Below are 26,139 nucleotides of genomic sequence, written 5' to 3' on the forward strand. Positions count from 1 at the left end.
CATCACCGTTATTGTTTTAAATTTTTAAGCTTATCCCCGATCATTTCTCCTAACTGGAAGCCCTTTGATTCTTCCGGGAGCTCATAATCCACCGCTCGCTGGTCTTCCCTTTCCTCAAACTCTTTCGTGCTAAGGGAGAGGCGCTGCTCATCTTTATTTACATCAAGCACTTTGACCTTGACTTTTTGGCCTTCTTTTAACACTTCATGCGGGGTGCCAATGTGTTTATGGGAAATTTGTGAGATATGGACGAGACCTTCCACGCCTGGGAACACCTCAACAAACGCCCCGTATGAAACGAGCCGCTTGACTGTGCCTTCAAGGGTGCTTCCTTTAGGTGCTTTTTCTTCAATATTGGACCAAGGGCCCGGCAATGTTTCCTTAATGGAAAGCGAAATCCGTTCGTTGTCACGGTCAACGCTTAACACCTTCACCTGGACGCTTTGTCCCTCCTGAACAACATCTGATGGCTTTTCGATATGTTCATGTGACAACTGGGATATGTGCACCAGCCCATCTATTCCACCGATGTCCACGAACGCACCGAAATCGGTAATCCTCTGGACTGTACCTTCCAGCACCTGGCCGGACTGTAAAGAATCCAGGAGTTCCTGCTTGCGTTTTCCTTGCTCTTGCTCGACAACAGCCCGGTGGGAGAGGATCAGGCGGTTTTTGTCCTTGTCGAGCTCCACGATTTTAAAAGTAAGGCTTTTGCCTTTATAATCGGAAAAATCCTCGACGAAATGGGATTCGACAAGTGAAGCAGGAACAAATCCGCGCACCCCAAGATCAACGACTAGGCCGCCTTTGACTACATCTTTGATTTCAGCTTCAAAGACTTCGCCGCTATCCAATTTCTGCTGGAGTTCGTCCCAGGCTTTTTCAGCATCCACTTTCCGTTTCGAAAGAATCAAAGCTTCTTCTTCGACCTTCAGCACTTCAAGCTCAAGCTGGTCTCCCTCAGCGACAGCATCCCCCGCTTTTTCGACGTGAAGGCTCGATAGTTCACTGATTGGGATGATTCCGTCTAGTTTGCTGTTCTCAATATTCACAAGAACCTGCTTTTCTTCCACTTTAGTAACCTGCCCTTTTACGCGGTCACCTACTTCGAAATTCTGAACCTCAATTTCATTCATGTCTTCAGTCATATGTACTCCTCCTTAATCCAAACTGCACCTAATATATATGATGTGATGCGGACACCACATAGAAAACATCCGTTAAAGATTCTTAGCGAATATTCAAAAAAAACTCTTTTTTACTAACTTCTTACAAAAGGCCTTGTTTGTCAAGCAAGAACCCCTATTTATGATTTATGCTCTATAATAAGTTTGCGGATTTCTTTCATAATTAATTCAGTGGCTTCGTCCGCGGCCGCTTTTTTTTCACGGAGACCAGTGAAGTCGACAGGCTTTCCATACACCACTTTTAGCTTGCTGAATGGTTTATATGGGCCAATGACAGCACACGGGACTATCAATGCATCTGAGCGCAGAGCAAAAAATCCTGCCCCTGCAAGGCCTTGCCCTAGTTCACCTGTCTTGCTTCTTGTTCCCTCTGGAAACAATCCTAAAACCTTTCCATCTTTTAAAATTGAAAGCCCTTTTCTCAGCGCCTCCCGGTCGCTCATGCCCCGTTTCACAGGAAAAGCGTTCAGGTTGCTGACAAGTTTGCCAAGAAGCGGAACCGAGAATATTTCATCCTTAGCCATAAAATGAACCGGCCTTGGTGCCGTAATCCCGACAACCGGGGGATCGAGCAAGGCAATATGGTTGGCACAAAGCAGGACTGCACCTTTGGCAGGGAAGTTATCTTTCCCGATTGTTTCTATCCTGTACAGTGGTTTCAAAACCCCGTACACTACCGTTTTTACAAAAGAATAAAAAGACAATTTCAACCTATCCTTTCGAGCGCTAATTTCATGATTTCTGCGACAACTTTCTGGATTGTCAAAGATGTTGTGTCAATTTCAACCGCGTCTTCCGCTTTTTTTAATGGAGCCACTTCCCGCTCAGAATCCAGTTTATCCCTGAGTGCGATCTCTTCTTTTAATTTTTGCAAATCAGAAGGAAAACCTTTTTCACGATTTTCGTCGTGCCGCCGCTGTGCCCGCTCCTCAACGCTCGCTAGCAGGAATACCTTTACTTCAGCATCCGGCAGGACATGCGTCCCTATATCACGGCCATCCATGACTACTCCGCCTGCTTTCGCAAACGCCTGCTGCCTTTTCACCATTTCTTTTCGTACTTGTTCATGCCTGGCTACAATTGAAACGCTATTGGTCACTTCGGCTGATCGGATCTGGATAGAAACATCAGTTCCGTCCAGTACGACACGCTGGCCGTTCTCGCCCGGATGAAGCTGGATCGCTGTTTCGTGCAACATAGATATAAGTGCCGTTTCATCCTCTAAATCGACGCCCATTTGCAATGCTTTATATGTTAGAGCACGATACATGGCACCTGTATCAATATATATGTATGAAAGCTGCTCTGCCACAATTTTGGCAACCGTGCTTTTGCCCGCTGCGGCAGGTCCGTCAATTGCTATTGAAATTTTCCTGTCCATAATGCCTCCTGTTACCCTTCTAGGTGTTTCAACATGGTACTTTTAATCTTTCTTATTTTAACACAAGAATACAATTTCAACTTTTAAATAACCAGTAATTTTTTCTCTTCGCGATTTTGGCAATAAAAAAGAAGCAGGATGAGTTTTTCCCTGCTCATTGGCTGTTTCTTATAGTTTCCAGTATTTCCGTGAAATCATTATTGCTTATGCCTTCGTATTGCGTGATTTCCCTTAACTCCGGAAACGCATTGAACTTGTGGAAAAACAGCTGGGCGATCAACAAAAAAATAAATTGCACGATGACAATCTTCATTATGATTCTTTCAACCGACTTCATCCGCCTGAATCCTCTCAAATTGTTTTATTTCCATTATTGGACACAAACGGATTTATTATTCGATTTAAACTGGCAGCCCTTTTTTCTTGTATTCAAGCTGCCTCTCAAAACAAAACCGCAATAAAAGTTGTTTGTCGGTGTCTGACGTACCAATGAATTGGAGTGAGATTTTATTCATCGTTTCGCTTGCTTCTATGATTCTGACAATTTTGCTCTTGAATTTTTTGTACTCGCATACACCATTCTGCATATGTAAAACAAACAGGCAATCTATCTGCATACCCGCATGCAGTTTAATATTTTTTCCGGCAAGGAGCGCGGCGCCGCCAGCGCTTATATCATCCGTAATAGCTGTAAACGGGGCAAATTCCGATTCACGCGGATGTACGGCCACATCTACCGCTGTTTCAATCCTGACAAACTGCCGGCGCTGTATTTTTATCAAGAACTCTTTTCCCGGATAAGACAGGACCAGCGTCGGAAACGGTTCCTTTTTTCTCCCTTTAACCTCGGTTTCAAAAAAGTAATGGGTGCCGTCACTCGCGGCAAATGTGCCATGCAGTGATGTCCCTTCGAGAAGGTACACCGTCCGGTTTGTAACGAGGCTTATTGGATAATCGACATAGAGGTCATTGCCTATTTTCTCAGTGAGTTTGCATTTATACTTTTCAATTTTACCAGTATAATCAGATTCCAGTATGATCGTATCCCCGATTTTTATCATGGATGTTAAACCACGCTCTCCCTTATATTTATGAAATTACATTCTGTCATTTTATTATACATTTAAAATTCGAAAACTGTAAGATGGCTTTACGCAATCAATTGCGTTTGTATTGTCCAGATGAGGGGGTGTATTCTACTTTATACTATATATGTTCATTCGTTTTGTCCATTAGGGCAGGGCTAATCGTCCTTGCGCCGGAAATGTTCGTTTGTTTTGTCCATTTGAGCGGGGCTAATCGTCCCTGCGCCGGAAATGTTCGTTTGTTTTGTCCATTAGAGCGGGGCTAATCGTCCTTGCGAGAGAAATGTTCGCTCGTTTTGTCCATTAGGGCGGGGCTAATCGTCCTTGCAAGAGAAATGTTCGTTAATTTTGTCCATCAGAGAGGGTCTAATCGACCATGCGCTATTGAATTTCTTCATTTTGCCTAACAGCTGTTTCATCCAATGGAGTGGGGAGAAGCACATATTCTAATTCCACAAAAATTTGTCAAAACAAATGAAAAAAGGAAAAGCCGCTTGGCTTCTCCTTAACCTGCACCAGTATAGGCCTGCTCTGCATTTTGCAGCTTTTCCACTTTTTCTTCGTCGCCGGTTTTCGCATTGATGTAAATCCGGAAAGTGTCATCTCCCAATACACCCATGAATTCGTGGCATAGCACTTCCTCATTTAAATCATTTACGATCACTGCCTGCCTTTCTTCCATCACTTTCACGTTTTTATTCAGCTTTGCCCTGGCTTCCTGGGCAGAAATCGCCGGCTTTTCGATATTTCTGTCCCGGTGGGACCTTAAGTAATCGTCAGCGGAGTATTCTGTTATTTTCCCGTTATCAAGTGCAACCTGGACCTTGATTGAATCCGGATATATCCTGACTCCATCCTGAACACTCGTGAAGGTAAACATGCCGACATTGTCATATTGTGCGCTTTCAAGAAGGGATAGGTCGTTATACCCATTTTGTTTCAGATAATGGCTCGCCCGGTTACTGGCATCATTCAGGCTTATCGCTTGTTTCCCTACATCCCTGCTATGGATAAACCAAATAGGATGGCCTCCTTTTTTAGTTATATCCATATTGACCTCCTCACGACTTTTAGGATTTTCAACTGAAACACTGAAAAATCCAAAATCGGAACCCTTTCCGTTCTCAACAACCTTGACGTTCGCATCGTTTCCAAGCTCCGCATATCGTTTAGCGATCTGAACAGCTTCCGCTTTTGAAATCTTGCTTCCTGTCACTCGGTTAAAATTTTCATCCGGTTTCTGCATATTCACATTAGCTGGCCCAAACTCTGTTTCCGTGTAACCCTCTACTGTTTTTTCTACCGTCTTAAAGCCGTTGACAATGGTATTATCACCAGGTTCATTCCCGGCAGCAAGAGCGGCTTCTACATCCATCCATCTGAGATCATTTGCAATTACCATGTGCTGAACCCGCCTCAACTCATTTTGTATATCGGCAGACTGTTTATACAGTGTTTGCAAAGTTTGGTATTCTTTGTCTGACAGAGGTTCCTTATCTAAATCCCGGATAGCTGCTCTATAGCTGAAGTTCCCGATATTCGCCAGAAACTCCTCAGTTTTATTGAATGGCAGAAGGGTCAGTGGAAGCTGTCCCACATCATTATGTGCTTCTGAAGTGATTTTCCAGACCTCCGCCAACGATGGTGACAAAGATGAACGTGAATTCATCGCCAGTGACGTACCGATTTTATCATGAAGTATGTCCACCTGGTATGCTAGGTCATGAAACGCACGCTGATAACCGTTTTCTGCGTTTTGCAGAACAACATTCTTATCGTGGTGTTCCTGGTAACCCCAATAACCAGTACCAATGAGTGCTACTGCTAGCACGCCAATCAAAATTCCTCGAATCAAATTAGCTCACCCCTATCTGCAAAATATATGTTTCCCAATCCGCTTGATCTGCGGCCTGTTCCATATCCACTTACTGGTCGAAGTTGCCGGATTGAAATAATAAGTAGCATTGCCGGTCGGATCCCAGCCATTTATGGCATCCATGACTGCCTTCCTCGCGTTGGCATTTGGCGTTAGCCAAATCTGTCCATCTGCTACCGCTGTGAAAGCCAGAGGCTCAAATATAACTCCCGACACTGTATCCGGAAAATTGGCGCTCTGAACACGATTCAAAATAACTGCCGCTACTGCGACCTGACCTATGTAGGGTTCTCCTCGTGCTTCACCATACACTGCATTTGCCATCAGCCGGATGTCATTCTGTGAAAATCCGTTCGGTGTATTGGAGGCGGTCGTCCTGGCCGTCCCTTTTCGTGGTGCAGCCTGGCGACGCTTTGCGGCAGCTGCCCCTCCGCCGCCTCCCCGTCCTCTCCTGAACGTTCCCCCGCGGTATCTGAAATTCTCCCTGCCCATATTCGCTCTTACATATTGCTCATCATATTGGGAAGCACGGGCCAGCCTGAGCTTTGTGCCCCAGCCAGCAAGACCGTCGACCGGCAGGCCAAATTCATATTGAAAATTTCTGAGCGCCCAATATGTTCCCCATCCAAACACACCATCAATCTGGCCATTATAAAAACCGACGTACTGAAGCCTGGCCTGAAGCTCGATGACATCATCACCGACCGCACCCTGCTGAAGGACCTGATTTGTGAATGCCTTGGCCCTGTGTTCTAAGCCACTGGCAGGTACCAGCCCGATTAAAAGGGATATTAACCCAACGATTTTCAAAACCGAATAAAAACTCTTCATTGTTGACAGCAACCCCCACGTTGTTAAACTTTGATAGAATAAGCCTATTTTTTGTAAAAGAAGAAGTTTTATTCAGAAAAAGAAAAAACCCCTCATTTTCGATAAATGAAGAGTTCGTTAAACAGGGTATTGTTTTTGAAAGTGGCGGGCACTTAATATCCTGGCCATTTTGACTTTTCTCAAGCCAAGCCACCAGAGGAACACCATGAAAGGAACCATTAGCACAAACCAATCCTCTAATGTCAGTAATATATAGTCATAAACTCCGTGCAGCACAATTGGCATCATTAAGGACAACATGATCCATTTCTTCTTTGCCTGCCCAGTAAATTTGCTTTTCCCTAGATAATAACCCATGATGACCCCAAACAGGGCATGGCTTGAAACCGGCAGCAACGCCCGGCCGATCGCGTATTCGAGACCGTTTCCTACAAGATATAAGATGTTTTCTCCAGTCGCAAAGCCCAGTGAAACGGAAGCCCCATACACAATCCCGTCATATGGCTCATCGAAGGCCACATGCTGGAATACAGCATAAAACAGTACAAACCACTTAAAAAATTCTTCAAGAAGGCTGACAGATACAAATGCATTCAAAAAGTCTCCGCGAAATATGCCTTCCGCCTGAAAAACATACTGGATGAACATGAGCGGAAATACAAGGAGCAAGCCAAGCAAAAAAGTTTTGAACACCATTGGCAACGGCTCTGAGCCGTATTGGTCCTTTAAATAGAAATAACTTAGCAAAGCAAGTCCGGGGGCCACCCCGGCAGTCACAATCCCCAGCATAGCTGTCCTCTTTTCACTTCTTTTTATTAATCGTATCACGATATCGGGAGAAATTAAATGCATTATCGGTTACTATCTTCCATTTTATTGTAAGCATTATTAATTTCGGTTCTGCATCGTTCCATCATGTAATTTATCCTATTACCGGAAATCGGATTGTTCGATTGTTTCTTTCGTGGCCAGGAGGACAGCTAATTTAATCCTGGCTTTTTTGCTGTCGTAATCTTCACCTAAAAGGGCACCTTGCTTTTGTAGATCATAGGCACTTCCGTAATAGCCATATGACGGATACACCTTTCCTTCTTCAGCACTGGTAGTGACAATGAGCGCGATATTCATTTCCAGTACCCTTTTTATTGCATCCATCATATAAGGAGAAACCTGTCCTCTGCCAACTCCCTCCAGTACAATCCCCTTCGCTCCAGCCCTGATAGACGCTTCAATAAACGTCCCGTCTGCACCTGTATGGCACTTCACAATATCCACCCTTGGCAAATCAGCTATCGGCTCATAACAGTCCCTTTGAACAGGTTTCTGATAGATGCTTACAATGTCATTATCGATAATCCCTAAATAACCATATCCGAAAGATTCGAAGCCTTGGAGGTTTGATGCATGCACTTTCTTGACATATTTTGCTGAATATATTCGTTCGTTGAATACAACCACGACACCGACACTATGCAGAATGTCATTAACGGCTACATAGATAGAATTTCTTAAATTGGAATAAACGTCTGTTCCGACATCCTGGGGAGACCGCTGCGAACCTGTCACCACGATCGGTCTGCCATCACTAATTGTGAGATCAAGAAAATAAGCTGTTTCTTCGAGAGTATCTGTTCCATGCGTAACTACCACACCGGAGACTGATTCGTCTTGAAGTTCTTTCAAAATCACATCTCTGAGAATAGACATTTTTTCAAAATCTATATGCATACTCGGCAGCTGAAACGCATTGACAATTTTCACTTCTATATCATCAGGCAGTTTACAGAGTTCAGCCAGTTCTTCCCCTGTCATGGCTCCAGAAGCCAACAAACCCTTTGATATTTCTTTGCTCGCGATTGTTCCTCCAGTAGTAATCAACGACACCTTTTTCTTCAACTATCTCACCTTCCTTATTTCTATTGTACATAAAGCTGCCTATCAATGACCAGATATGGCGAAAATCGAAAAGTTGTTTCATACAGAAAAGATGAGAGAAAAAAACAAGCAGACTGATATCCAGTCTGCTTCATCTATCCCTCTCGTTCCCTTTTCCTGATCGCCTCAGCGATCTGTCCGCCGTGGAACCTTCCGTTCTCGATGAAGATTTCGTTGGCGTTGTTTCCGGCGGCGATGACGCCGGCAATGAAGATGCCGGTGATATTCGTTTCCATCGTTTCAGGGTCATACGCAGGCCTTCCGGTTTCCTCATCTATCCTCACACCCATTGTTCTGAGAAAATCATGGTCTGGATGGTATCCGGTCATGGCAAACACAAAATCATTTTTGATTGTTTTCTTCTCCCCATCCTTCTCATATACAAGCTCTTTATCTGTTATTTCGAGAATATGGGAATTGAACTCCATCTTTATTTTGCCGTTTCTGGCGAGGGAATCGAACTCCGGCAGAATCCACGGTTTTATGCTTGGGGAATATTCATGGCCGCGGTAGATGACAGTAACCCTTGTCCCTGCTTTAACAAGCTCGATCGCAGCATCGACACTTGAATTCTTTCCGCCGACCACCGCGACATCCATGTCAAAATACGGATGGGCTTCTTTGAAATAGTGCATGACTTTTGGCAGGTCTTCGCCGGGAACATTCATATAGTTGGGTTGGTCGTAATAGCCTGTTGCAATTACACAATACCGAGTATTATATTCCTGCTTATCCGTCATAATGTTAAATGTCCCATCTTGAAGTTTTTCTACCCTGAGCACCTTTTCAAAAGGATGTACGCGCAGCTGCTCCCGTTTTACGACTTCGCGGTAATAGACAAGTGCCTGGTTCCGCTTCGGCTTATGCTCTTCAGTTATAAAAGGCACATTGCCAATTGCGAGTTTTTCAGAACTGCTGAAAAAAGTCTGGTGTGTAGGATAATGGTAAATTGCGTTTACAATATTGCCTTTTTCAATAATTAACGGATCCTTGCCGATTTTTTTCAGTGCAATGGCGGCTGCCAGCCCACAAGGACCGCCGCCTACTATGATAACTTGTTCTGCCTTCATGTTCCGTCCACTCCTAACAAATCAAAAACAGTTTCATAATAATATCGTTTACAAAAAAATCTCCCATCATTAAATGATAGGAGATTTCGCATTTTTATTCAATGCAGAGGACTTACAGCCTCGTGCAGGCCGGCTGTTGATTAGATCCAGCCTCTGAACCGGCTTGCTTCGGCCATTTTGCGGACGCCAACCATATAGGCAGCAAGCCGCATGTCCACCCGGCGTGTCTGGGCAGTATCGAAAATGCTGTTAAATGATTTGACCATGACTTTTTCAAGTTTTTCTTCAACTTCTTCTTCGGTCCAGTAGTAACCCTGGTTATTTTGAACCCACTCAAAATATGAAACTGTGACTCCGCCTGCTGAAGCCAGAACATCAGGAACAAGCAATATTCCACGTTCTGTAAGGATTTGGGTAGCCTCCAGCGTAGTCGGCCCGTTTGCAGCCTCCACCACAATGCTGGCACGGATATTATGGGCGTTCTCTTCTGTAATCTGGTTTTCAATTGCTGCAGGAACAAGGATATCAGAATCCAATTCCAGCAGTTCTTTATTTGTTAATGTATTATTGAACAGCTTTGTCACCGTTCCAAAGCTATCACGGCGGTCTAGCAAATAATCAATGTCCAGGCCATCCGGGTCATGTAACGCACCATAAGCATCCGAAATGCCGATTACTTTAGCGCCTGCGTCATGCATGAATTTCGCAAGATAGCTTCCTGCATTGCCGAATCCTTGCACAACGACCCGGGCACCAACCAGTTCAATGCCTTTTTTCTTGGCTGCTTCCCTGATACAAATAGTAACCCCTTTTGCCGTCGCAGACTCACGGCCATGTGAACCGCCCAGTACGAGCGGTTTTCCGGTAATGAAACCCGGTGAATTAAACTCATCGATCCTGCTGTATTCGTCCATCATCCAAGCCATGATCTGTGAATTGGTAAAAACATCTGGAGCAGGAATGTCCTTGGTCGGCCCTACAATCTGGCTGATCGCCCTGACATAACCCCTGCTTAAACGTTCAAGCTCGCGGAAAGACATATCACGGGGATCACAAACAATGCCGCCTTTACCTCCGCCATAGGGAAGATCCACGATACCACACTTCAAACTCATCCAAATTGACAGCGCCTTTACTTCTTTCTCTGTAACGCCAGGATGAAATCGTATTCCTCCCTTTGTCGGTCCGACTGCGTCATTGTGCTGAGCCCGGTAGCCAGTAAAAACTTTCACAGAACCGTCGTCCATCCGGACGGGTATTTTAACTGTCATCATCCTGATTGGCTCTTTTAGCAGCTCATACACTTCTTCCGGATATCCAAGCTTCTCCAAAGCCTTATGAATAACGGTCTGCGTAGATCGTAAGACGTCATGCGTGTCTTCTATATTTGCATTTCCATTGCCTTCTGCGGCTACCATTCGTAAACCTCCTAAAATACTTTTGCGGATGTTCGCTGCTTTCATGACATAGTATACACCTTTGTTTGTTTTATGCAATATGGAAAAAACACTTTTCCGCATTTTTCGTCTATTTTATGAAAACGTTGCCAAAACAAAGAATCAGCGGCTTTTTACTAAGCATGGGGGATGGCCACATTAAAACGCAAACAACCATTTTATTCAGGATCTTCTAATAAAAAAAGGCGGTGAAACCGCCCTGTTTAATGAAAATAATGCACGAGCGTTTCAATCGCCTTGTCTTTAATTATCGTTTTCCCGTATTCAGCCACTCTGTGTATGGTGAGCAATGAAGGATTCCCGTATTCAGCCAGCAGTGAAACAGTTTTATTGCCTTCCGATGGATCCATATTTTCCATATGGAGAAAATATCGGCCGTTCATGGAATACAAGCTGCCTCCGTTAACGTTGCTCTCATCCAGGCGTTTGGCCAGTTGGATGACTTCCTCTACGGACGTAAATTCGTACAGGATCTCGTCACAGCCTTCCACTGTCACCTGCATTTCAATAAATCCATCATCAAACGGTTGATCTCCGCCTTCCTGCTCCTCCATGGTTACAATCATGACCATTCCCTGCGCTTGAATCGCAAATATTTCAACAGCAACAGAGCCGAAAATCTCAACACCAAACTCTTCACTTGCTTCTAATAACATGTCATGAAAAAGCTGGTGCCATTTCAAAGAATCCTTCCATATGTCATCTTTTGTCAATCCTCGGTCTGTGAGGTCATCTAAAGTCAGAAAAATTTTGATCTTATTATATGTCAATCGTTCTAAGCGCATTATCATGCCCCCTGCCGTCAACGAAGCTCTTGTTGTAGTGTATGAAAGAGGTGCAGGATGGTGAGTTGTTCAGGAGCGGAAAACACGGTCAATCTTCACAAACCCGGTCACTCAGGAACCAATAAACTGAGTGCCTTCATAGCTTGTCCGGGCGGGTGAAGAATTTATTCCTTCCATTTATCTTGGCCACTGCTTTTATGTTTGATCGAGATCAAATGAGTCTCAGGTTTTGCGCCAAGCCTAAGCGGCAAGGCGGTTGTTCCATAACCATTACTCACCAGCACCGTCGTGCTGCCAGCCTGTCTGATTCCGCCTTTCTCGTATGGACCGAATCCGAAAATTCGTATTTGCCCTCCATGAGTGTGTCCGCTTAAGAGAAGCCGGATATGGTGCTCAGGGGATACCTGCTTTATTATTTGCGGGTTATGGCTCGCAAGGATTTTAAACCCCTGGCTGCCGGCATCCAAAAGGGCCAGATCCAATCTGTCCCTGTATAACGCGACATCATCCACCCCTATCAACACAAGGATATCTCCCGATTCCGACTCAAACCTGACGGCTGTATTATCAAGTATTTTGACGCCTTTGTTTAACAATAATGCGTCCAGTTCATGGGCATCTTCATCATAATCATTATTCCCCCATACGAAATAGACAGGTCCAATCAACCTGAGCTTATCAATATTTTCCTCCACCAACTTAAGTTTGACTCCTGTTTCCGTCAGATCGCCCCCGATGACAACGAAGTCTGCTTTTCCTTTGGCCTCGGAGATGATTGTGTCCGATACAGTTCGCCGGTGGATATCGGAGATAAAAAAAATGTTGACTTCCCCAAAGCTTTCGGGAAAGTCAGGAAAGAATAATTGATGAAATAAAATCCTGTTGGAATGGGCTTCAATGTACATATATACAAGCAAGGAAACCGCAAATAATACGATGGTGATAAACGCAATATAGATTGCCATTTGTCCTCCTCCCGGGAAGGTCGCCTGTTATTTATTTACCAAATATTTCTTCTCGTTAAAGCCTAGAGAAATAATACCATACAGAAGGGAAAAACCCAAAAAAATAATCATCTGCCATGGGCCTGCCTTAAATAAGAATAATAAAACTGCCAAAATGCTGATCCAAATAAAAGACACCGGCAGCAGTGCCCCTTGTCTCTTCTTAGATACAAGGCCGGCTGCCCTGATTCCTTCACGAATGAGACTACCATAAGCGATCAGTCCGATAATGAAGATGATGGCTGAAACAAAAAAATCAAACGGATCCAGCACCAACTCAACAAAAAATTCACTAACATCAAAGGGGTGACTGACTGGAACCCATTCGGTCCATAAATATGTACAAACAAATCCTGAAATAAACCTCACTACATTTCCCAGCATTAAAAAACCCCTCCCATATCAATGTATGAGAGAGGACTATTTTTTTACCTATAAAAAACATCAATCTTCATGAATGTCGAGAATCCGGAATCCGGAACCCTCAAGTTTTTGGATGAACCGTTGGAGATTATCCTTCTTTTCTACTTTCATCACGATCCTGCGTACAAGTTTGTCGGTCTCATCGAAAGTAACCAGAGAGATGATGTGTTCATGAAACTGATGTGCGATTTCTGCAAGGCGGGCGATTCTTCCTTCGGTTTCAACCGAGGTGAACGCAATCCGAACCCCTTTCCGCTGCATGCCAAACGCACTTTCAAATTGTTCGAGCACATCCGAACGAGTTACCACACCAAGGAACTTCCGGTTTTCGTCCACGACTGCAAGAAGCGGAAAGTCCTTGAGCTCCAGCAATGTCGTTTCAAAAATTTCATTTCCCTTTAGGAAACGGTCCTGATACTTTGCGATATCAGTGACAAGTGTTCCCTGCATATATTCATCTTTGTTTTTGTCGGACGAAAAATATGACTGATATATTCCAAACCGTGTAACAACCCCTATATATTCTTCTCCTTTCAAAATCGGAAGACCGTCAATCTGGTATTCCTCAAGCTTTTGCAGAGCGGTTTCCAATGTTTCGTCACTCTGGACAGTATAGCACTTGAATTTTGGTATCATTATGCTTTTTACGAACAACCCAATCACCTCTGAATATAAGAATCTGACAATTATTATATATTTCAAGAACCGTGAAGAAATCCCTGCAATAATGAACAAAAATAACATGAATTATTTATTTTTTCATAAAATGAACTGACGTCTACTAACAAGGAGGGTTCCCATTGCACACTTTAAGGAAGGTTTACTATCCATATAGAGGTCGTTTCGATCCATGCCGCCCTTTACCGGCAAGAACCTATTCTACCCCGCCTAATTTATATATTGGATTCCAGCCACGAAATTTGCCTCAATTCCCGCCCCGGGAAGCATTGAAAAAAGGGACACTTTGGAAGCCATTTTATGATCCCTGGTATTCACCGTACGAGAATGGAAAGGTGGAGAATCTGTCATGAAGCAGCTGCCGCAGGAATTTTATGAACTGATGGAACAGCTCCAGTCTGTGGATTTCGTTCTTGTGGAATTGCAGCTATATCTTGACACACATCCAGATGATGGGGGGGCCATCAATCAATTCAACCATTATGCAAGAGAGCGGAAACGTTTAAAAAAAGTCATTGAAACGAATTATGGTCCGCTTATGCAATTTGGAAACAGCTATTCGGGATATCCGTGGAACTGGAACGATGCTCCCTGGCCTTGGCAGCTTTAATCTGGAATTGGAGGGAAGAACAGAATGTGGGTTTATGAAAAAAAACTACAGTACCCGGTAAGAGTCAGTACATGTAATCCGCGCCTTGCAAAATACTTGATCGAACAATACGGGGGTGCTGACGGGGAGCTTGCAGCGGCCCTCAGATATTTAAATCAGCGTTACACACTGCCTGATAAGGTAATTGGTTTATTGACCGACATAGGGACTGAAGAATTTGCCCATCTGGAAATGATTGCAACAATGGTCTACAAGCTTGTAAAGGACGCTACTCCGGCACAGCTGAAAGAAGCGGGGCTCGGGGACCACTATGCCGACCATGATAAAGCACTTTTTTACCATAACGCAGCAGGCGTACCATTCACCGCGACATATATCCAGGCCAAAGGTGACCCGATCGCAGACTTATATGAGGATATCGCCGCAGAAGAAAAAGCCAGGGCCACCTATCAATGGATAATCAATCTAAGCGATGACCCTGACTTGAATGACGGCCTCAGGTTCCTGAGGGAGCGGGAGATCGTCCATTCCCAGCGCTTCAGGGAGGCAGTTGAAATTTTAAAAGGGGAACAAGGGAAAAAACAATTTTTTTAATTAAAGTTCCTTCAAGAAACCGCATAATGAGGTCACAGCATAAACACGGGCGTTCACCTTTTTCAAAAGCAAAGAAGCATCCTCATACGATGCTTCTATTTGTTTTCGTGGAATAGATTGATATCGTAATTCTTTTTCATCATTTCGAATACGACATGCCGGTTTTTCCATTCATCTTCTTTTTTCCACAGGTCTTTGCTTTTATCAATAATTTCACATCTTAATGCGTGGTATTCCTTCTCGGCCTTTTCCCGCTTTTCCCTCAGCAGATTCATCAGTCCATAGCTGCCGCCAATCACAACAAGGAAATATAGATTGGAAGAGTTTTGGACAAATACAGAGAACATTTCTGAAAAAGAATAATAAAAGGGTTTGGCAACATTAATATACAGGTAAACAAAATAGCAGGAGGTCATCGCGATTGTCATCCACATAACGGTTTCATGCCGGCTTTTAAATTTATCAAATTTCCGCTTTCTGTCCACAACACTCTGGAGCATTTTCTTTGTAGCATTATCTGTTCTCCCGTCAAGCTTGGTAATTGATGATTCCATTGTCCTCCCCCTTGTCCAGCCTAGGCGCCTCGCGCCTTCAATTTCATATCCAAATATATGAACTTGTCCCCGTGGTTATGTGAGGATCATGACAAAAAATAAAGAAAAGCTGGCTCAATGAACCAGCTTAAACTAATTGTCTTTAGGAATTTTCAAAACCTGTCCTTTATTTACCTCGTTCCCTTTTATATTATTAGCCTTCCTGATTGTCTCGATTCCATCCTTCGAATTGTAATATTTCATTGCAATCCTGTACAGCGTCTCGCCTGGACCCACTGTGTGGTATATGGTTTCAGATCCGCTGCCAGAATCAGGCTGGACTGCCTGTGGCGCTGGTTCATTGTCATCCTGGACCACCGGCTCAGGGGCTGTTTTATTTCCAGCGTTGTCAGGCACTGTTGCCGGAGGGGGTGTGGAAGGATCTACCTGCACATCAGGCTGTTCGGCCGGCATCTCTTCATCTTCAGTGATAGTTTCTTCCTCGGAATCTTCCTGTCCATCTGTATTCTTTTTCACTGACCCTTCTACATCAATGGTTTCGAATCCGGTTGTCTCTTTTATATTTGTATTGGCTGGACTGTTCTTCCCATCCAGATAATTATAAGCGCTGAAAATGGAAATGGGCAGTAAAATGAAAAACAATACAAGCATCCTGAGGACCGGGTATTTTAGCTTCCATTTATTTTTGGATTGTTTCTGCCTGTGCAGCTCGCTGCGGGGAGGCAATTTATCTGCCTTGACCGGAGCGTGCTCTCTGTTTCGGTCTATTTTCTTCCGCAGCCGCTCGGCCTGGTCTCTATATGGGTCTTCCTTACTCATTCAACATCCCGTCCCGTTCACTATGATTCTTCAACTTGATGCTTATCCCAAGGAGAAAATCTATTAAAAAATGCATAAATACAGTAACAAGCAGATTTTCAGTCAGCATGAATATAAAGCCAATTAAAAAACTTAGTAAAATGATATTCGTAAATAAAAACCAATTGAATAAATACCTGTAATGAACAACTGCAAAAACCAGGCTCGAAATGATGATGCCAAAATGTGCCTGTATGATTCCCCTGAATAAGATTTCTTCGCTGACGGCGACGATTGCCGCGATTGCTCCAATATGAAAAACGTTTCTGTCCCTGAAAATTTTTTCATTCAATCCGCCGTCATCATAAAACGACCGTGGCAGTAATTTCATTAACACTAAATCAGCGGCAACTACCAGGAGCCCTGCAGAACCCCCAATGATCAGGATTCGCGAATCATGCCAGACAATCAGCTTTTTAAATTGCGAGAAGCTGTCAAATAATATCATACCTAAAAATGCGGATATCGTTAATAGTAATAATTGCGTAGCATATAAGTGGAACAGCAGCTCTTTGTCAGTCAGCTGTTTCACCAGGTCTTTGTACTTATTCTTCATAGTCGACTCACTCATTCTTTAATAACAATGCCAGTTGTTTTTTCCAGTCGGGTCCTGAATCTTTTTTCTGTTCCGTTAAGCCGGTGTCTTTAAATCGGCGAGTATCAATGCCGCAAGAACTGCAGCAGTTTTGCGTCATACCTTGGACCTTATCACCAAAGTATTCAAGGATGAATTGCCGTTTACAGCCTGAAAAATGAATCCATTGAAGCATTTTGAAAATTTTCGACCGTTTCACTTCAAGCCTGTCAGAGATAAATGATGTGAAGCTGCGTTTTGTCTCTTCGATGCCCGGGGCATGCAGTCCATCAAGAACATCCCTGGCTATACGCCACTGAATTTCTGTAAATCCGCACAACTGCCGGAGTTCCTCTTCATGGCCGGAAATTGTGTGAATTCCACGTCCGTTTTCTGCAGCCCAGGAAAACAGCCTGTCAATTTGGGCTTCGTCAGGCAGTTCACCCTCAGCAAGCTGTAAGGCAAGCTGCTCATCTCCCGGCGCATATAAAAGGATAGCTATACTTTCCTTTCCATCTCTTGCAGCCCTGCCGATTTCCTGCAAGTATGATTCCATTTGCATGGGCATGTGGTAGTGGATGATATACCGGATATTGCTTTTGTTGATTCCCATTCCAAAGGCACTTGTTGCACATACCACATCCAGTTGGCCGTGAATAAACTGCTGCTGGATGAGTATCCTGCTTTCCTGGTCCAGTCCCCCATGGTATGCCATTACCTTCCCTGCCCCCTTTTCACGGAGGATGGAAGCCGTGTGTTCTGCAACTTTTTTGCTGGAAAAGTAAATGATTCCTGGTCCGTGCAGATATTTTACAAGTTCGATGGTGCGTTTCAGCTTCGAATGGGATCCATCAAGTTGTTCTACCGAAATAGAAATTTCAGGCCTGTCGACAGAATAAATCACCTCTTCCCAATTTTTCAATTCGAGATGCCTCGCAATATCCTCCCTTACTTCAGCAGTCGCAGTAGCTGTAAGCGCAAGCGTCAACGGGTTGCCAAGCTTCTTCCGAACCGAGCCGAGTTTTAAATAGTCTGGACGAAAATCATAGCCCCACTGTGAAATGCAATGGGCTTCATCAATGACAAACAGGGATATTTCCATTTTCTTTAATTTTTCGGTAATTGCCTCAATACCCATCATTTCAGGGGAGATAAACACAAATTTATATTTTTTCAAATCCGACAAAACCTGCAGCTTCTGCACGGGGGTAAGGAACGAATTCAAAGCGACAGCATTCTTTTCTCCCATCAGCATCATTTGCTCCACCTGGTCCTGCATGAGGGATAATAACGGCGAAACAATTAATACCTGCCCTTTGAGCAAATAACCGGGAAGCTGGTAACACAGCGATTTACCTGTCCCGGTCGGCAGCATCGCAATCGTGTCTTTTTGTGCAAGAATCGACTGGATGGTTTCTTTCTGGCCAGGCCTGAATGATTCATACTGAAAACGTCTTTTCAAATAAGCTTCTAATTCCACTGCTCTTCACCGTGCCTTGCCAATACCAGCCTGATTTCGAAATATGTGGCATCTTTAGCTTCATCCCGGATCGCCTTTAGCTTTTTCGCAGAGATTTTCCTGGCTGCCGCCAATATGGTTCGCTGTTTTTCCAGTTCAACATAGGGCCTAATATCGAACTCCTGTACATTTAGGGCGATTTCCACCACATGGTCTTCGATTGTGTTTACCTTTAATTTTCTGATCCTGGCAATTTCCTGTATCGTTTTTCCATCACTGATCAACTGAAATGTTTTTTCCGTTGACATCGTAAGCGGGACAATTCTTCCAGGATCCATGATTAGATTGCTTAAAACAGGATACTTGCTCCGATTATCGATAATTTCATTAAGCATAAAATGTAATACGTTTAAGAAATAAAGGTGATAATAAAAAAATTCGAGACCTGCTCTTTCAGCTGCCTGCATCGATGTCAAGCCGATCATCCGGTACCCTGAAAGCCGCATGATCAGCAGGGCAGGATCAATGCCCTGCCTGTTTTCGAGGCATTCGAGAAGCTCATTGTAGAGCGCCTTTGCAAGCTGGTCCCGATTTGATCCTTGCTGTTTTAAGTAACCTTTTACCCACTCAGTCGTTTCTTTCCTTTTTTGCACAGGGGTGAACGTTTTTTGGCGGTATAAAAGGTTTGAACTCACCTGTGTCAATAATGACAGCCTTTCCCAAAACAAATCTGCCATGTTATGGTATTTCCAACCATCCAAATAGAGCGGAAGCGGATTTTTCTCAATATGTACGTCAAGCACTTGTTTCCCTTCTGCTGTGAGAAAATACCGTCTTCCTTCATTTTCCTTGATCAGCCGTTTATCGTGGAGGATCGCCGCTGCCTCTTCAAGACCGGCCCTTCTGATGAAAGGCACTGTGTTAAAAAACGATGACAAACCAAATAAATGAGCATCCTGGATTGTCTGGGAAGATTTTTTTCCTTGAAAAAGGTGATACAGAGAATAAATCGTTCGTTCCCCGTTGATTCTGTTTAGGCAAAAAAGTATGACTGTATCAAAATAGGTTATTCGCATCTGATCACCTTTGCTAAAACATGTATTCAACACAGCCTGAGGGATCCTCAGGTTTTGAAAAAAATATAGCAAAAAAATAGTCTTCATGAACCTATTTTAACATGAAACATGGTTTGCGAAGCATTTATTTCCTTTGTCCAAATACGGATCCATGCAGCCGTGATAAGTATTCTCAATGTTTTTTTTATTGAAAAGTTGTTCATTCAGTTTTAAAATAGGGATTAGGGATACGTTTTCACATTTTTTTAACGAAGACGGACGCAAATTGTTTAATTTTTGGGAGGTTTTTTCATGGCTAAGTATACTATTGTTGACAAGGAAACATGTATTGCGTGTGGAGCCTGCGGTGCAGCTGCTCCGGATATTTATGATTACGATGATGAAGGCATTGCATTTGTAACGCTTGATGACAACGAAGGAATCGTGGAGATTCCCGATGTATTGATCGACGACATGATGGACGCCTTCGAAGGATGCCCGACAGATTCCATCAAAGTTGCCGATGAACCATTTGATGGTGACGCTACCAAGTTTGAATAAAATTTCCAAAGTTTAAGCTACATATAACCCTCCGCGTCCATATTCTGCGCGGAGGGTTTTTATATGACGAAAAAAGCAACGGTGCAGGCCGTTGCTTTTTGTTTGTCTATTTGTAAATCCGCCTTGTCCGGCGGACAGCATTAAGCGTTTTTGAATGATTGCTGCCTGCTGATCCAGGCGCTCATCCTGCTGAACAGCAGCATAAACACAATCGATATGAACAGCCCTTTTACCAAATTGAACGGAAGTATTCCCGTTACAATAAGTTGGCGCAGAGCCGGTGAAGACATTGCAGGCGCATTGAGGAAAAAGGTGTACGCTGGCATGATCACATAGTAGTTCAGGACACTCATCAATACTGCCATGGTAACTGTTCCGCCTACAAGGGCCAATGTCATCCCTTTTTTTGTTTTAAGCTTTGTATAAATAAAATACGTCGGCAAAATAAACACTGTTCCGGCAATAAAATTGGCAATGTGCCCTACAGGAACTCCTGTTGTGCTTCCAGTCATAAAATAATCCAGAACATTTTTGAACAACTCGACAAGAACACCGGCCAACGGCCCGAAAACTAACGTAGCGATCAATGCAGGTATGTCGCTGAAGTCAACCATTAAATATGCTGGGAATGCTGGCAACGGAAAGTTCAACAGCATTAACACATAGGCGATACTGCTGAGCATTCCGATTGATACTAATTCTTTTACACCAAATTTCTTCATTTTCCTCTCTCCTTTTGAGATCCACCTCATAGAAGAAAGGTTCAGCAATTGCATGCACTTTTTCAAATAAAAACCCCCAAGCCGGTTGCTTGAGGGAGAAATTGCAAAGGCACGCTTAATAATCGTCCAAAAACCTGCATTTTTTGAACGCCTGCGGAACCTCCATCTTCTCCCATCCAGACTGTACTGTCGGCTTTGGAATCGCACCAAATCCTGCCTAAAAGGCTCGCGGGCTTAGAGATAAACTCATCACCGCCGGTCGGGATTTTCACCCTGCCCCGAAGATAGATCATTATTTTATTACTTTTATATTATAAAGGAAGACAGCATGTTTGTGAAGGTTTATGCTTTCTCGAAATAAAGCATTTTGGAAGATTGACACATATTATCTTTTTTAGTGCAAACAGCCATAGATACGAACATTTCCTTATGCAAACACAGCCCCTATTATACCTTTTAAATGGGACCTGAGGCTATGTTTATTGAAAATTTTCAGTAAAGCGGTTACATCGATGTTTGAAGATTCTTTCGACATTGACAGAAAAATATTCGTCTTGTAAAATAATCAGAATATTAATCCACTTTTTGTTTGCCAGGAGGCTGAATGGACATGATTCAAATATTGGTGGCTGACTCCATTAATGAGGAGGGGCTGCGGCCATTGCTGGAAATGCAAAATGCACAAGTGATCCAAAAAAAAATCGATGATCCCGATGTGCAGCTTGAAGATATTGATGCACTTCTGGTAAGAAGCGCTACAAAAGTGACGGGTGAGCTTCTGGATAAGATGCCCTCGCTGAAGATCATCGCCCGGGCTGGTGTGGGTGTCGATAATATCGATGTCGACGCAGCAACAAGGTACGGGGTTGTTGTAGTAAATGCGCCGGACGGAAATACAATTTCCACAGCGGAGCATACATTTGCCATGATGGCCTCTCTTTTAAGGAACATCCCCCAGGCACATCAGTCTGTTAAAAATGATGAATGGAAAAGGAATCAGTTCGTCGGGAGTGAGCTTTTCGGCAAAACGCTTGGAATCATCGGAATGGGCAGAATAGGATCAGAGCTTGCCAAGAGGGCCCGTGTTTTCGGAATGGACGTAAAGGTGCACGATCCGTTTTTGACTAAAGAAAGGGCCGGAATACTGGGCGTTCAGCTGTGCGCTTTTGAAGATGTCCTCGAAGGCTCTGACATCATCACAGTACATACTCCTCTTACAAAAGAGACAAAAGGTCTCTTGAATGAAAATACCCTTAGTCTCACAAAAAAAGGGGTTTATCTGTTAAACTGTGCCCGTGGAGGGATAATTGATGAAATGGCCCTCGCTGCTTTCATTGAAAAAGGCCATGTTGCAGGTGCCGCCCTGGATGTGTTTGAAGCAGAGCCTCCGGGAGACCACCCGCTTTTAAAGATGAATAATGTAATTGTAACCCCGCATTTGGGTGCTTCCACCAAGGAGGCTCAATTGAACGTGGCGACACAGGTAGCCAGTGAAATAAGAGTGTTTTTTGAAGATAAGCCAGTTGCCAACTCCATTAATCTTCCGGCTATCTCAAAAGAAATTTATGACAAAATCCGGCCATACCACCAGCTCGCAAAGCAAATGGGCTCACTGCTGTCACAGCATATCAATGAAGGGGTCGAGGAAATTTCCATTACTTATTCAGGCACCGTCACAGAACTCGAAACATCCTATTTAACAAAAGCCTTGCTTGCCGGTTTTTTCAAAAACCGCCTTGACGTAAATGTAAACGAAGTAAACGCCTTTCATACCGCCAAAGAAAGGGGCATTGTCATAGGGGAAAAAATGTCCGGCAACACATTTGGATATGCTAACTGCCTCTCTGTTGTAGTAAAAGGAGAAGACATTACGTTTACGGCAAGGGGGACTTATATTGACCACTACGGGCCACGGATCGTGCATATCAATGGATTTTCTATTGATTTTCATCCAGAAGGCAATCTGCTTTATATCCAGCATATGGACCGCCCCGGTGTCATTGGGCGGGTTGGAAAAATCCTTGGCGACCATCAGGTGAACATTGCCACCATGCAGGTAGGAAGAAAGGAAGCAGGTGGCCAGGCAATCATGATTTTATCATTTGACAAGCCGCTTGATGACAAAATTGTCAAATTAATTTCCAGCAGTGACGATATTGTTTCTGCCAACCGGATACAGCTATAACATGCAAAAGGCGGAACCGGGAAACAAGGTTCTGCCTTTCATTTTTTAACCAAGAAAATTTCCTTTTATTTCTCCACAGGAAAATTTATCGTATATATCCAGTTTCCCTTGAAAGTGAAATGGCTGGGTCAAATTCCAACTCTAAAGAATGATCGCTTGCTTACTTCACGATCAATATTTGCTGTGGATGTATTGTACTTGAATCCAGGCCGTTCAATTTCTTTATGTCTTCAATACTCGTATTGGTTTTGCGTGCAATAGACGCGAGTGTATCCCCCGCTGCCACGACATAGTGATTCGCCACCCCAGGCTTAATGTTGATTTTTTGAGAAGCTGCAATGTTGTTATCAATGATGCTGTTCATCTCGGCTATCTGCTCAACAGATGTTCCATACTTCCCGGCGATCGACCATAAAGTCTCTCCTGGCTGGACTGTGTGCGCTATTTCAGGCTGCTTTTCGGCTGGGACGACTTGTACAGTTTCCTGCTGTTGCCCTGTATGTATTATATTCGTGTGATTCACAGCACGCGGCTCTTGAACGTTGTCCTCACTTCTCGGCATCTGCATCCTGGCGGTCGCTGTCACTGGTGTATCTGCACTTTTTCCATGAGCGTACACATATTGGCCGATTTCTGCAGGACTAAGAACCTGAACAGGATTCAATGCATTCTCTTTTCCAAAAGTCCACTTGTGCTGATGGACTTCAAAATGGAGGTGAACTCCGGAAGAATCACCGGTGTTTCCCATTTCCCCAATGGTCTCTCCCTTCTTGACAACCTGTCCTTCCTTCACATGCCTTTTATGTAAATGAGCATACACAGTTTCATAATTGTTTTCATGCTTTATAAAAATAACATGTCCATAGGAGCCTGAATAATAAGATTTGGTCACGGTTCCCTTATCCACGGCATAGATTTTCGATCCTAAGTCACCCGCAATATCGATGCCTTTATGATGTCCGTTCCTGGTTCCGAATGTATCGGTAATGATTCCATCTGATGGCCATATCCAAAGGGGACCCTGCTCGTGTGATCCGAGAGTTTGTGCCTGGGAGTGCTTTCCGCCGAGAAACAACAAGCTGACACATAGTGCCATGAGTCCGGCAATCAGCAAACGCTTTATGTAGTCGCCCATTTTCTTCCTCCTTCATACTTGTACTTCCTTTTTCACGTTATGACTGCATGTACTTGTTTAGAACAACGAGTGAATCTGGGAGTACGGCCAAAAAGCACATTTGTTATTATTTGGACATCTTTTACTTTTTTATACAAAAAGAGGGGAAAAATTGCGGAAGAAAGGACCGGCCTCGGCGGCCGATCCGTTTACTCTTTAATAGTCTTTTTATTTGGTGCTTCAGGGACGTCCACTTCATTATTAAGGTTAAACGGACCGATTTTTTCAGTTCCGGCATTTTCAAATTTAACAGCTTCAAAGCCGAAGTTCTTCGCGGTCAGGAGGATGGCTTCCAGACTGTATGTGAAGTCATCAGTCAGTTGGGTTCTGTCCGGAAAACGGATTGTCAATGTTTTTCCATTTACACTCACATTTGATTCATCCAGTTTTATTTCCGGAGGTATGGAAGCTGTTAATGAATAATTGAGCTGGTCTGCATTCATTTTTATAAACGCGTTGCCTACCGTTTCAAATTGCTCAGGTGTCGGCACAATATACGGTCTCTCATTTCCCTCCACAATGAAGAGGAAGTATGCATGCCGGCCCTTGTCTCTTGTCACAGGCACATCGGTTATTTCACCGAGGTGGCCTAAATCAATTCCCTGCTTGCCAGCCGTGAAAAAGCTGATTTTTTCAACACCTAATGGCTCAAGTGTGTTATTAAGGGTGTCTGGGAGAGTTAGTTCAGGTGAGCCCAAGCCATACTTATGGTCGGCTGGCACATCAACCTTTACAGTTTTTTGGGCATCATCATAGCTAATTCTTGCATTGAGTGGATAATACTCACCGAGTCCCCATTTCACCTCATCAATCTTTGTCATGGTTTCCTCAAAAAGGGCAAAGGATGATTTGTTCTCCACCTTCGGAACAAGCACGCTGACCGGAACTTCAACCTGGCCCATTGTATCAGGCAGGTGATATGTTATCACATCATTTTCAACAAGATCTTCCTGATAAACCGCTGTTGGCTCGTAGTTTGGCTCAGCAGTTTTTAAAGCTGCTTCATTATTTCCCTTCCCTGAAGCATCCAAAGTGGTAGCCTGTTCTGGCTCGGCACTTTTCTGGGATTGTCCGTTTTCAGGTTCAGCTTCCTCTTTCACGGCCACATCCATTTTAGCTTCAGATGAAGATGAAGATTTGTTTCCTGACCTGTCATATGCTGAGTCATTCCACGACATATAGTTGGAAGATAAAATAAATATTAATAAAAGTGCAGCCGCGGTTGCGACACCTGGAAAAACCCATGCTGCCCGTTTTCTTTTTTCTACTTTGCGGGCAATATTCAGGTAAATGTCACGAGGATCGCGCTTGTCTTCTATTTTTGGCATCTGCCTGAGCAGCTCTTCAATCTGCCTATCGCTTAAGTGTGACCTTCTCACTAGGCATCCCTTCCTTTTCGATCATTTCATCCATCAGTTTTTTCAAGGTTTTTAGCGCCCGGTGCTGGGTTGTCTTTACCTTGCTCTCTGTCCATGACAAAGCTTCTGCTGTTTCACTGATCGTAAGCTCATGAATATATCGCATAATGATCACCATCCGTTGATCAACCGTGCATTGATCAAGGCATCTGTACATGAATCTTATTTCTTCATTCTGCATGGCCAACTCTTCCGGCACAGGATGGTTATCCTTGATCTGCCGGGCTGAAACATCGAATGTTTCGAGGAGGCGCTGTTTCCAGCCTTTAGTTTTGCGAAAATGGTCTATCGCGACATTTTTCGCAATCGAAAACAGCCAGGTCTTCTCGCTGCTTTTTCCTTCAAAGCGGTCATACGACCTAAGCACCCGAATATATACTTCCTGGACCAGATCTTCCGCCTGTTCTTTATTCTTTACCATATAAAATAAAAATTGAAAAACGTCATGATGATATTTTCTATATAAGTCATCAAAAACGGAGTTCATAGGTGATTTGCCCTCCCCGTTCAAAAAATTAGTCGTAAAGTATGTATAAAAAGTTACAATATAACTATATTCTTTTTGGCAACGATTGGGAAGAACCTTTTTTCATATCATCATACATAAATATGCAGTAAATGCTCCATTGTAATACACATCAAAAAGCCCATCCACTCTTGCTG

General features: G+C 43.7%; 29 protein-coding genes and 1 riboswitch. Of the genes, 5 read left to right on the forward strand and 24 right to left on the reverse strand.

Going from position 1 to position 26,139, the window contains the following annotated elements; genetic code table 11:
* Nucleotides 1-8 precede the first annotated feature (8 nt).
* From rpsA to CVD19_RS01575, 15 genes are all read right to left on the reverse strand, one after another.
* Nucleotides 9-1,148, reverse strand: coding sequence for a 30S ribosomal protein S1 (gene rpsA, locus CVD19_RS01505; RefSeq protein ID WP_101580101.1), 1,140 nt, complete (start codon nucleotides 1,146-1,148; stop codon nucleotides 9-11).
* 158 nt (nucleotides 1,149-1,306) lie between these two features.
* Entirely contained in the window at nucleotides 1,307-1,891 is a 585-nt protein-coding gene (locus CVD19_RS01510; RefSeq protein ID WP_101580102.1) for a lysophospholipid acyltransferase family protein, read from the reverse strand.
* A gap of 2 nt (nucleotides 1,892-1,893) precedes the next feature.
* Nucleotides 1,894-2,568 (reverse strand): (d)CMP kinase, encoded by a 675-nt coding sequence (cmk, locus tag CVD19_RS01515; protein WP_101580103.1) that lies wholly within the window; start codon nucleotides 2,566-2,568, stop codon nucleotides 1,894-1,896.
* Between the two features lie 154 nt (nucleotides 2,569-2,722).
* Entirely contained in the window at nucleotides 2,723-2,905 is a 183-nt protein-coding gene (locus tag CVD19_RS01520) for a YpfB family protein (RefSeq protein WP_101580104.1), read from the reverse strand.
* A gap of 64 nt (nucleotides 2,906-2,969) precedes the next feature.
* Nucleotides 2,970-3,629, reverse strand: a complete 660-nt coding sequence (locus CVD19_RS01525; protein ID WP_101580105.1) for a flagellar brake protein — start codon at nucleotides 3,627-3,629, stop codon at nucleotides 2,970-2,972.
* A 529-nt stretch (nucleotides 3,630-4,158) separates the two neighbouring features.
* Entirely contained in the window at nucleotides 4,159-5,508 is a 1,350-nt protein-coding gene (gene ypeB / locus CVD19_RS01530; protein WP_101580106.1) for a germination protein YpeB, read from the reverse strand.
* Between the two features lie 12 nt (nucleotides 5,509-5,520).
* A complete protein-coding gene (gene sleB, locus CVD19_RS01535; RefSeq protein WP_101580107.1) occupies nucleotides 5,521-6,360 on the reverse strand; it encodes a spore cortex-lytic enzyme in 840 nt (279 codons plus the stop codon).
* Nucleotides 6,361-6,477: 117 nt separating this feature from the next.
* Nucleotides 6,478-7,149: a glutamic-type intramembrane protease PrsW gene (gene prsW, locus CVD19_RS01540; RefSeq protein WP_101580108.1), complete on the reverse strand. Its 672-nt coding sequence runs from the start codon at nucleotides 7,147-7,149 to the stop codon at nucleotides 6,478-6,480.
* A 141-nt stretch (nucleotides 7,150-7,290) separates the two neighbouring features.
* Nucleotides 7,291-8,256 carry an asparaginase gene (locus CVD19_RS01545; protein ID WP_101580109.1) on the reverse strand — a complete coding sequence of 322 codons (966 nt, stop codon included), beginning with the start codon at nucleotides 8,254-8,256 and terminating at the stop codon, nucleotides 7,291-7,293.
* Between the two features lie 134 nt (nucleotides 8,257-8,390).
* Nucleotides 8,391-9,365 carry a YpdA family putative bacillithiol disulfide reductase gene (locus CVD19_RS01550; RefSeq protein ID WP_101580110.1) on the reverse strand — a complete coding sequence of 325 codons (975 nt, stop codon included), beginning with the start codon at nucleotides 9,363-9,365 and terminating at the stop codon, nucleotides 8,391-8,393.
* Between the two features lie 140 nt (nucleotides 9,366-9,505).
* A complete protein-coding gene (locus CVD19_RS01555) occupies nucleotides 9,506-10,783 on the reverse strand; it encodes a Glu/Leu/Phe/Val family dehydrogenase (protein ID WP_101580111.1) in 1,278 nt (425 codons plus the stop codon).
* Between the two features lie 242 nt (nucleotides 10,784-11,025).
* The gene (locus tag CVD19_RS01560; protein ID WP_101580112.1) at nucleotides 11,026-11,607 is read right to left on the reverse strand and encodes a genetic competence negative regulator; all 582 of its coding nucleotides are present in this window, start codon (nucleotides 11,605-11,607) and stop codon (nucleotides 11,026-11,028) included.
* A gap of 164 nt (nucleotides 11,608-11,771) precedes the next feature.
* A complete protein-coding gene (locus CVD19_RS01565; protein ID WP_101580113.1) occupies nucleotides 11,772-12,572 on the reverse strand; it encodes a metallophosphoesterase in 801 nt (266 codons plus the stop codon).
* A gap of 27 nt (nucleotides 12,573-12,599) precedes the next feature.
* On the reverse strand, nucleotides 12,600-12,995 hold the full coding sequence (locus CVD19_RS01570; protein WP_101580114.1) for a hypothetical protein: 396 nt from the start codon (nucleotides 12,993-12,995) through the stop codon (nucleotides 12,600-12,602).
* A gap of 60 nt (nucleotides 12,996-13,055) precedes the next feature.
* Nucleotides 13,056-13,688, reverse strand: coding sequence for a CBS domain-containing protein (locus CVD19_RS01575; RefSeq protein ID WP_101580115.1), 633 nt, complete (start codon nucleotides 13,686-13,688; stop codon nucleotides 13,056-13,058).
* 146 nt (nucleotides 13,689-13,834) lie between these two features.
* Between CVD19_RS01575 and CVD19_RS01580 the strand changes: the two genes are divergently transcribed.
* The 3 genes from CVD19_RS01580 to CVD19_RS01590 are packed head-to-tail and all read left to right on the forward strand — an operon-like array spanning nucleotide 13,835 to nucleotide 14,916.
* Nucleotides 13,835-14,065, forward strand: coding sequence for a spore coat associated protein CotJA (locus tag CVD19_RS01580; RefSeq protein WP_101580116.1), 231 nt, complete (start codon nucleotides 13,835-13,837; stop codon nucleotides 14,063-14,065).
* Entirely contained in the window at nucleotides 14,062-14,322 is a 261-nt protein-coding gene (locus tag CVD19_RS01585; RefSeq protein WP_101580117.1) for a spore coat protein CotJB, read from the forward strand. The genes CVD19_RS01580 and CVD19_RS01585 overlap by 4 nt, the downstream gene beginning before the upstream one ends.
* A gap of 24 nt (nucleotides 14,323-14,346) precedes the next feature.
* Entirely contained in the window at nucleotides 14,347-14,916 is a 570-nt protein-coding gene (locus CVD19_RS01590) for a manganese catalase family protein (protein ID WP_101580118.1), read from the forward strand.
* 95 nt (nucleotides 14,917-15,011) lie between these two features.
* Here CVD19_RS01590 and CVD19_RS01595 read toward each other — a convergent pair whose 3' ends face one another.
* The 5 genes from CVD19_RS01595 to CVD19_RS01615 form a co-directional block, all read right to left on the reverse strand.
* A complete protein-coding gene (locus CVD19_RS01595; protein ID WP_101580119.1) occupies nucleotides 15,012-15,470 on the reverse strand; it encodes a YpbF family protein in 459 nt (152 codons plus the stop codon).
* Between the two features lie 132 nt (nucleotides 15,471-15,602).
* Nucleotides 15,603-16,289, reverse strand: coding sequence for a LysM peptidoglycan-binding domain-containing protein (locus tag CVD19_RS01600; protein ID WP_101580120.1), 687 nt, complete (start codon nucleotides 16,287-16,289; stop codon nucleotides 15,603-15,605).
* Nucleotides 16,282-16,884: a CPBP family intramembrane glutamic endopeptidase gene (locus tag CVD19_RS01605; protein ID WP_101580121.1), complete on the reverse strand. Its 603-nt coding sequence runs from the start codon at nucleotides 16,882-16,884 to the stop codon at nucleotides 16,282-16,284. The genes CVD19_RS01600 and CVD19_RS01605 overlap by 8 nt, the downstream gene beginning before the upstream one ends.
* Nucleotides 16,885-16,891: 7 nt before the next feature.
* A complete protein-coding gene (locus CVD19_RS01610) occupies nucleotides 16,892-18,382 on the reverse strand; it encodes a RecQ family ATP-dependent DNA helicase (protein WP_101580122.1) in 1,491 nt (496 codons plus the stop codon).
* Nucleotides 18,373-19,437, reverse strand: a complete 1,065-nt coding sequence (locus CVD19_RS01615) for a helix-turn-helix domain-containing protein (protein ID WP_101580123.1) — start codon at nucleotides 19,435-19,437, stop codon at nucleotides 18,373-18,375. The genes CVD19_RS01610 and CVD19_RS01615 overlap by 10 nt, the downstream gene beginning before the upstream one ends.
* A 291-nt stretch (nucleotides 19,438-19,728) precedes the next feature.
* Here CVD19_RS01615 and CVD19_RS01620 point away from each other — a divergent pair, with 291 nt between their 5' ends.
* Nucleotides 19,729-19,977 carry a ferredoxin gene (locus tag CVD19_RS01620; protein ID WP_079509594.1) on the forward strand — a complete coding sequence of 83 codons (249 nt, stop codon included), beginning with the start codon at nucleotides 19,729-19,731 and terminating at the stop codon, nucleotides 19,975-19,977.
* A gap of 140 nt (nucleotides 19,978-20,117) precedes the next feature.
* Here the strand turns inward: CVD19_RS01620 and CVD19_RS01625 are convergent, their stop codons facing one another.
* Nucleotides 20,118-20,699 carry an ECF transporter S component gene (locus CVD19_RS01625; RefSeq protein WP_101580280.1) on the reverse strand — a complete coding sequence of 194 codons (582 nt, stop codon included), beginning with the start codon at nucleotides 20,697-20,699 and terminating at the stop codon, nucleotides 20,118-20,120.
* 160 nt (nucleotides 20,700-20,859) lie between these two features.
* A riboswitch (FMN riboswitch) is annotated at nucleotides 20,860-20,989 on the reverse strand.
* A 320-nt stretch (nucleotides 20,990-21,309) separates the two neighbouring features.
* On the opposite strand from CVD19_RS01625, the gene serA reads away from it, so the two are divergent.
* Nucleotides 21,310-22,884, forward strand: coding sequence for a phosphoglycerate dehydrogenase (serA, locus tag CVD19_RS01630; RefSeq protein ID WP_101580281.1), 1,575 nt, complete (start codon nucleotides 21,310-21,312; stop codon nucleotides 22,882-22,884).
* A gap of 160 nt (nucleotides 22,885-23,044) precedes the next feature.
* Here serA and CVD19_RS01635 read toward each other — a convergent pair whose 3' ends face one another.
* The 3 genes from CVD19_RS01635 to sigX form a co-directional block, all read right to left on the reverse strand.
* Nucleotides 23,045-24,019 carry a peptidoglycan DD-metalloendopeptidase family protein gene (locus CVD19_RS01635; protein ID WP_101580124.1) on the reverse strand — a complete coding sequence of 325 codons (975 nt, stop codon included), beginning with the start codon at nucleotides 24,017-24,019 and terminating at the stop codon, nucleotides 23,045-23,047.
* Nucleotides 24,020-24,207: 188 nt separating this feature from the next.
* The gene (locus tag CVD19_RS01640) at nucleotides 24,208-25,437 is read right to left on the reverse strand and encodes a negative regulator of sigma-X activity (RefSeq protein WP_101580125.1); all 1,230 of its coding nucleotides are present in this window, start codon (nucleotides 25,435-25,437) and stop codon (nucleotides 24,208-24,210) included.
* Nucleotides 25,412-25,963, reverse strand: a complete 552-nt coding sequence (gene sigX, locus CVD19_RS01645; protein WP_101580126.1) for an RNA polymerase sigma factor SigX — start codon at nucleotides 25,961-25,963, stop codon at nucleotides 25,412-25,414. The genes CVD19_RS01640 and sigX overlap by 26 nt, the downstream gene beginning before the upstream one ends.
* Nucleotides 25,964-26,139 lie beyond the last annotated feature (176 nt).

The organism is Bacillus sp. T33-2, from assembly GCF_002860205.1.
Classification (GTDB): domain Bacteria; phylum Bacillota; class Bacilli; order Bacillales; family Cytobacillaceae; genus T33-2.

Excerpts from the sequence above, each read along its gene's own strand:
- rpsA (WP_101580101.1), bottom strand. The coding sequence starts at position 1,148 with ATGACTGAAGACATGAATGAAATTGAGGTTCAGAATTTCGAAGTAGGT.
- cmk (WP_101580103.1), bottom strand. The coding sequence starts at position 2,568 with ATGGACAGGAAAATTTCAATAGCAATTGACGGACCTGCCGCAGCGGGC.
- CVD19_RS01520 (WP_101580104.1), bottom strand. The coding sequence starts at position 2,905 with ATGAAGTCGGTTGAAAGAATCATAATGAAGATTGTCATCGTGCAATTT.
- CVD19_RS01525 (WP_101580105.1), bottom strand. The coding sequence starts at position 3,629 with ATGATAAAAATCGGGGATACGATCATACTGGAATCTGATTATACTGGT.
- sleB (WP_101580107.1), bottom strand. The coding sequence starts at position 6,360 with ATGAAGAGTTTTTATTCGGTTTTGAAAATCGTTGGGTTAATATCCCTT.
- prsW (WP_101580108.1), bottom strand. The coding sequence starts at position 7,149 with ATGCTGGGGATTGTGACTGCCGGGGTGGCCCCCGGACTTGCTTTGCTA.
- CVD19_RS01550 (WP_101580110.1), bottom strand. The coding sequence starts at position 9,365 with ATGAAGGCAGAACAAGTTATCATAGTAGGCGGCGGTCCTTGTGGGCTG.
- CVD19_RS01555 (WP_101580111.1), bottom strand. The coding sequence starts at position 10,783 with ATGGTAGCCGCAGAAGGCAATGGAAATGCAAATATAGAAGACACGCAT.
- CVD19_RS01560 (WP_101580112.1), bottom strand. The coding sequence starts at position 11,607 with ATGCGCTTAGAACGATTGACATATAATAAGATCAAAATTTTTCTGACT.
- CVD19_RS01565 (WP_101580113.1), bottom strand. The coding sequence starts at position 12,572 with ATGGCAATCTATATTGCGTTTATCACCATCGTATTATTTGCGGTTTCC.
- CVD19_RS01570 (WP_101580114.1), bottom strand. The coding sequence starts at position 12,995 with ATGCTGGGAAATGTAGTGAGGTTTATTTCAGGATTTGTTTGTACATAT.
- CVD19_RS01585 (WP_101580117.1), top strand. The coding sequence starts at position 14,062 with ATGAAGCAGCTGCCGCAGGAATTTTATGAACTGATGGAACAGCTCCAG.
- CVD19_RS01590 (WP_101580118.1), top strand. The coding sequence starts at position 14,347 with ATGTGGGTTTATGAAAAAAAACTACAGTACCCGGTAAGAGTCAGTACA.
- CVD19_RS01595 (WP_101580119.1), bottom strand. The coding sequence starts at position 15,470 with ATGGAATCATCAATTACCAAGCTTGACGGGAGAACAGATAATGCTACA.
- CVD19_RS01600 (WP_101580120.1), bottom strand. The coding sequence starts at position 16,289 with ATGAGTAAGGAAGACCCATATAGAGACCAGGCCGAGCGGCTGCGGAAG.
- CVD19_RS01605 (WP_101580121.1), bottom strand. The coding sequence starts at position 16,884 with ATGAAGAATAAGTACAAAGACCTGGTGAAACAGCTGACTGACAAAGAG.
- CVD19_RS01615 (WP_101580123.1), bottom strand. The coding sequence starts at position 19,437 with ATGCGAATAACCTATTTTGATACAGTCATACTTTTTTGCCTAAACAGA.
- CVD19_RS01620 (WP_079509594.1), top strand. The coding sequence starts at position 19,729 with ATGGCTAAGTATACTATTGTTGACAAGGAAACATGTATTGCGTGTGGA.
- CVD19_RS01625 (WP_101580280.1), bottom strand. The coding sequence starts at position 20,699 with ATGAAGAAATTTGGTGTAAAAGAATTAGTATCAATCGGAATGCTCAGC.
- serA (WP_101580281.1), top strand. The coding sequence starts at position 21,310 with ATGATTCAAATATTGGTGGCTGACTCCATTAATGAGGAGGGGCTGCGG.
- CVD19_RS01635 (WP_101580124.1), bottom strand. The coding sequence starts at position 24,019 with ATGGGCGACTACATAAAGCGTTTGCTGATTGCCGGACTCATGGCACTA.
- sigX (WP_101580126.1), bottom strand. The coding sequence starts at position 25,963 with ATGAACTCCGTTTTTGATGACTTATATAGAAAATATCATCATGACGTT.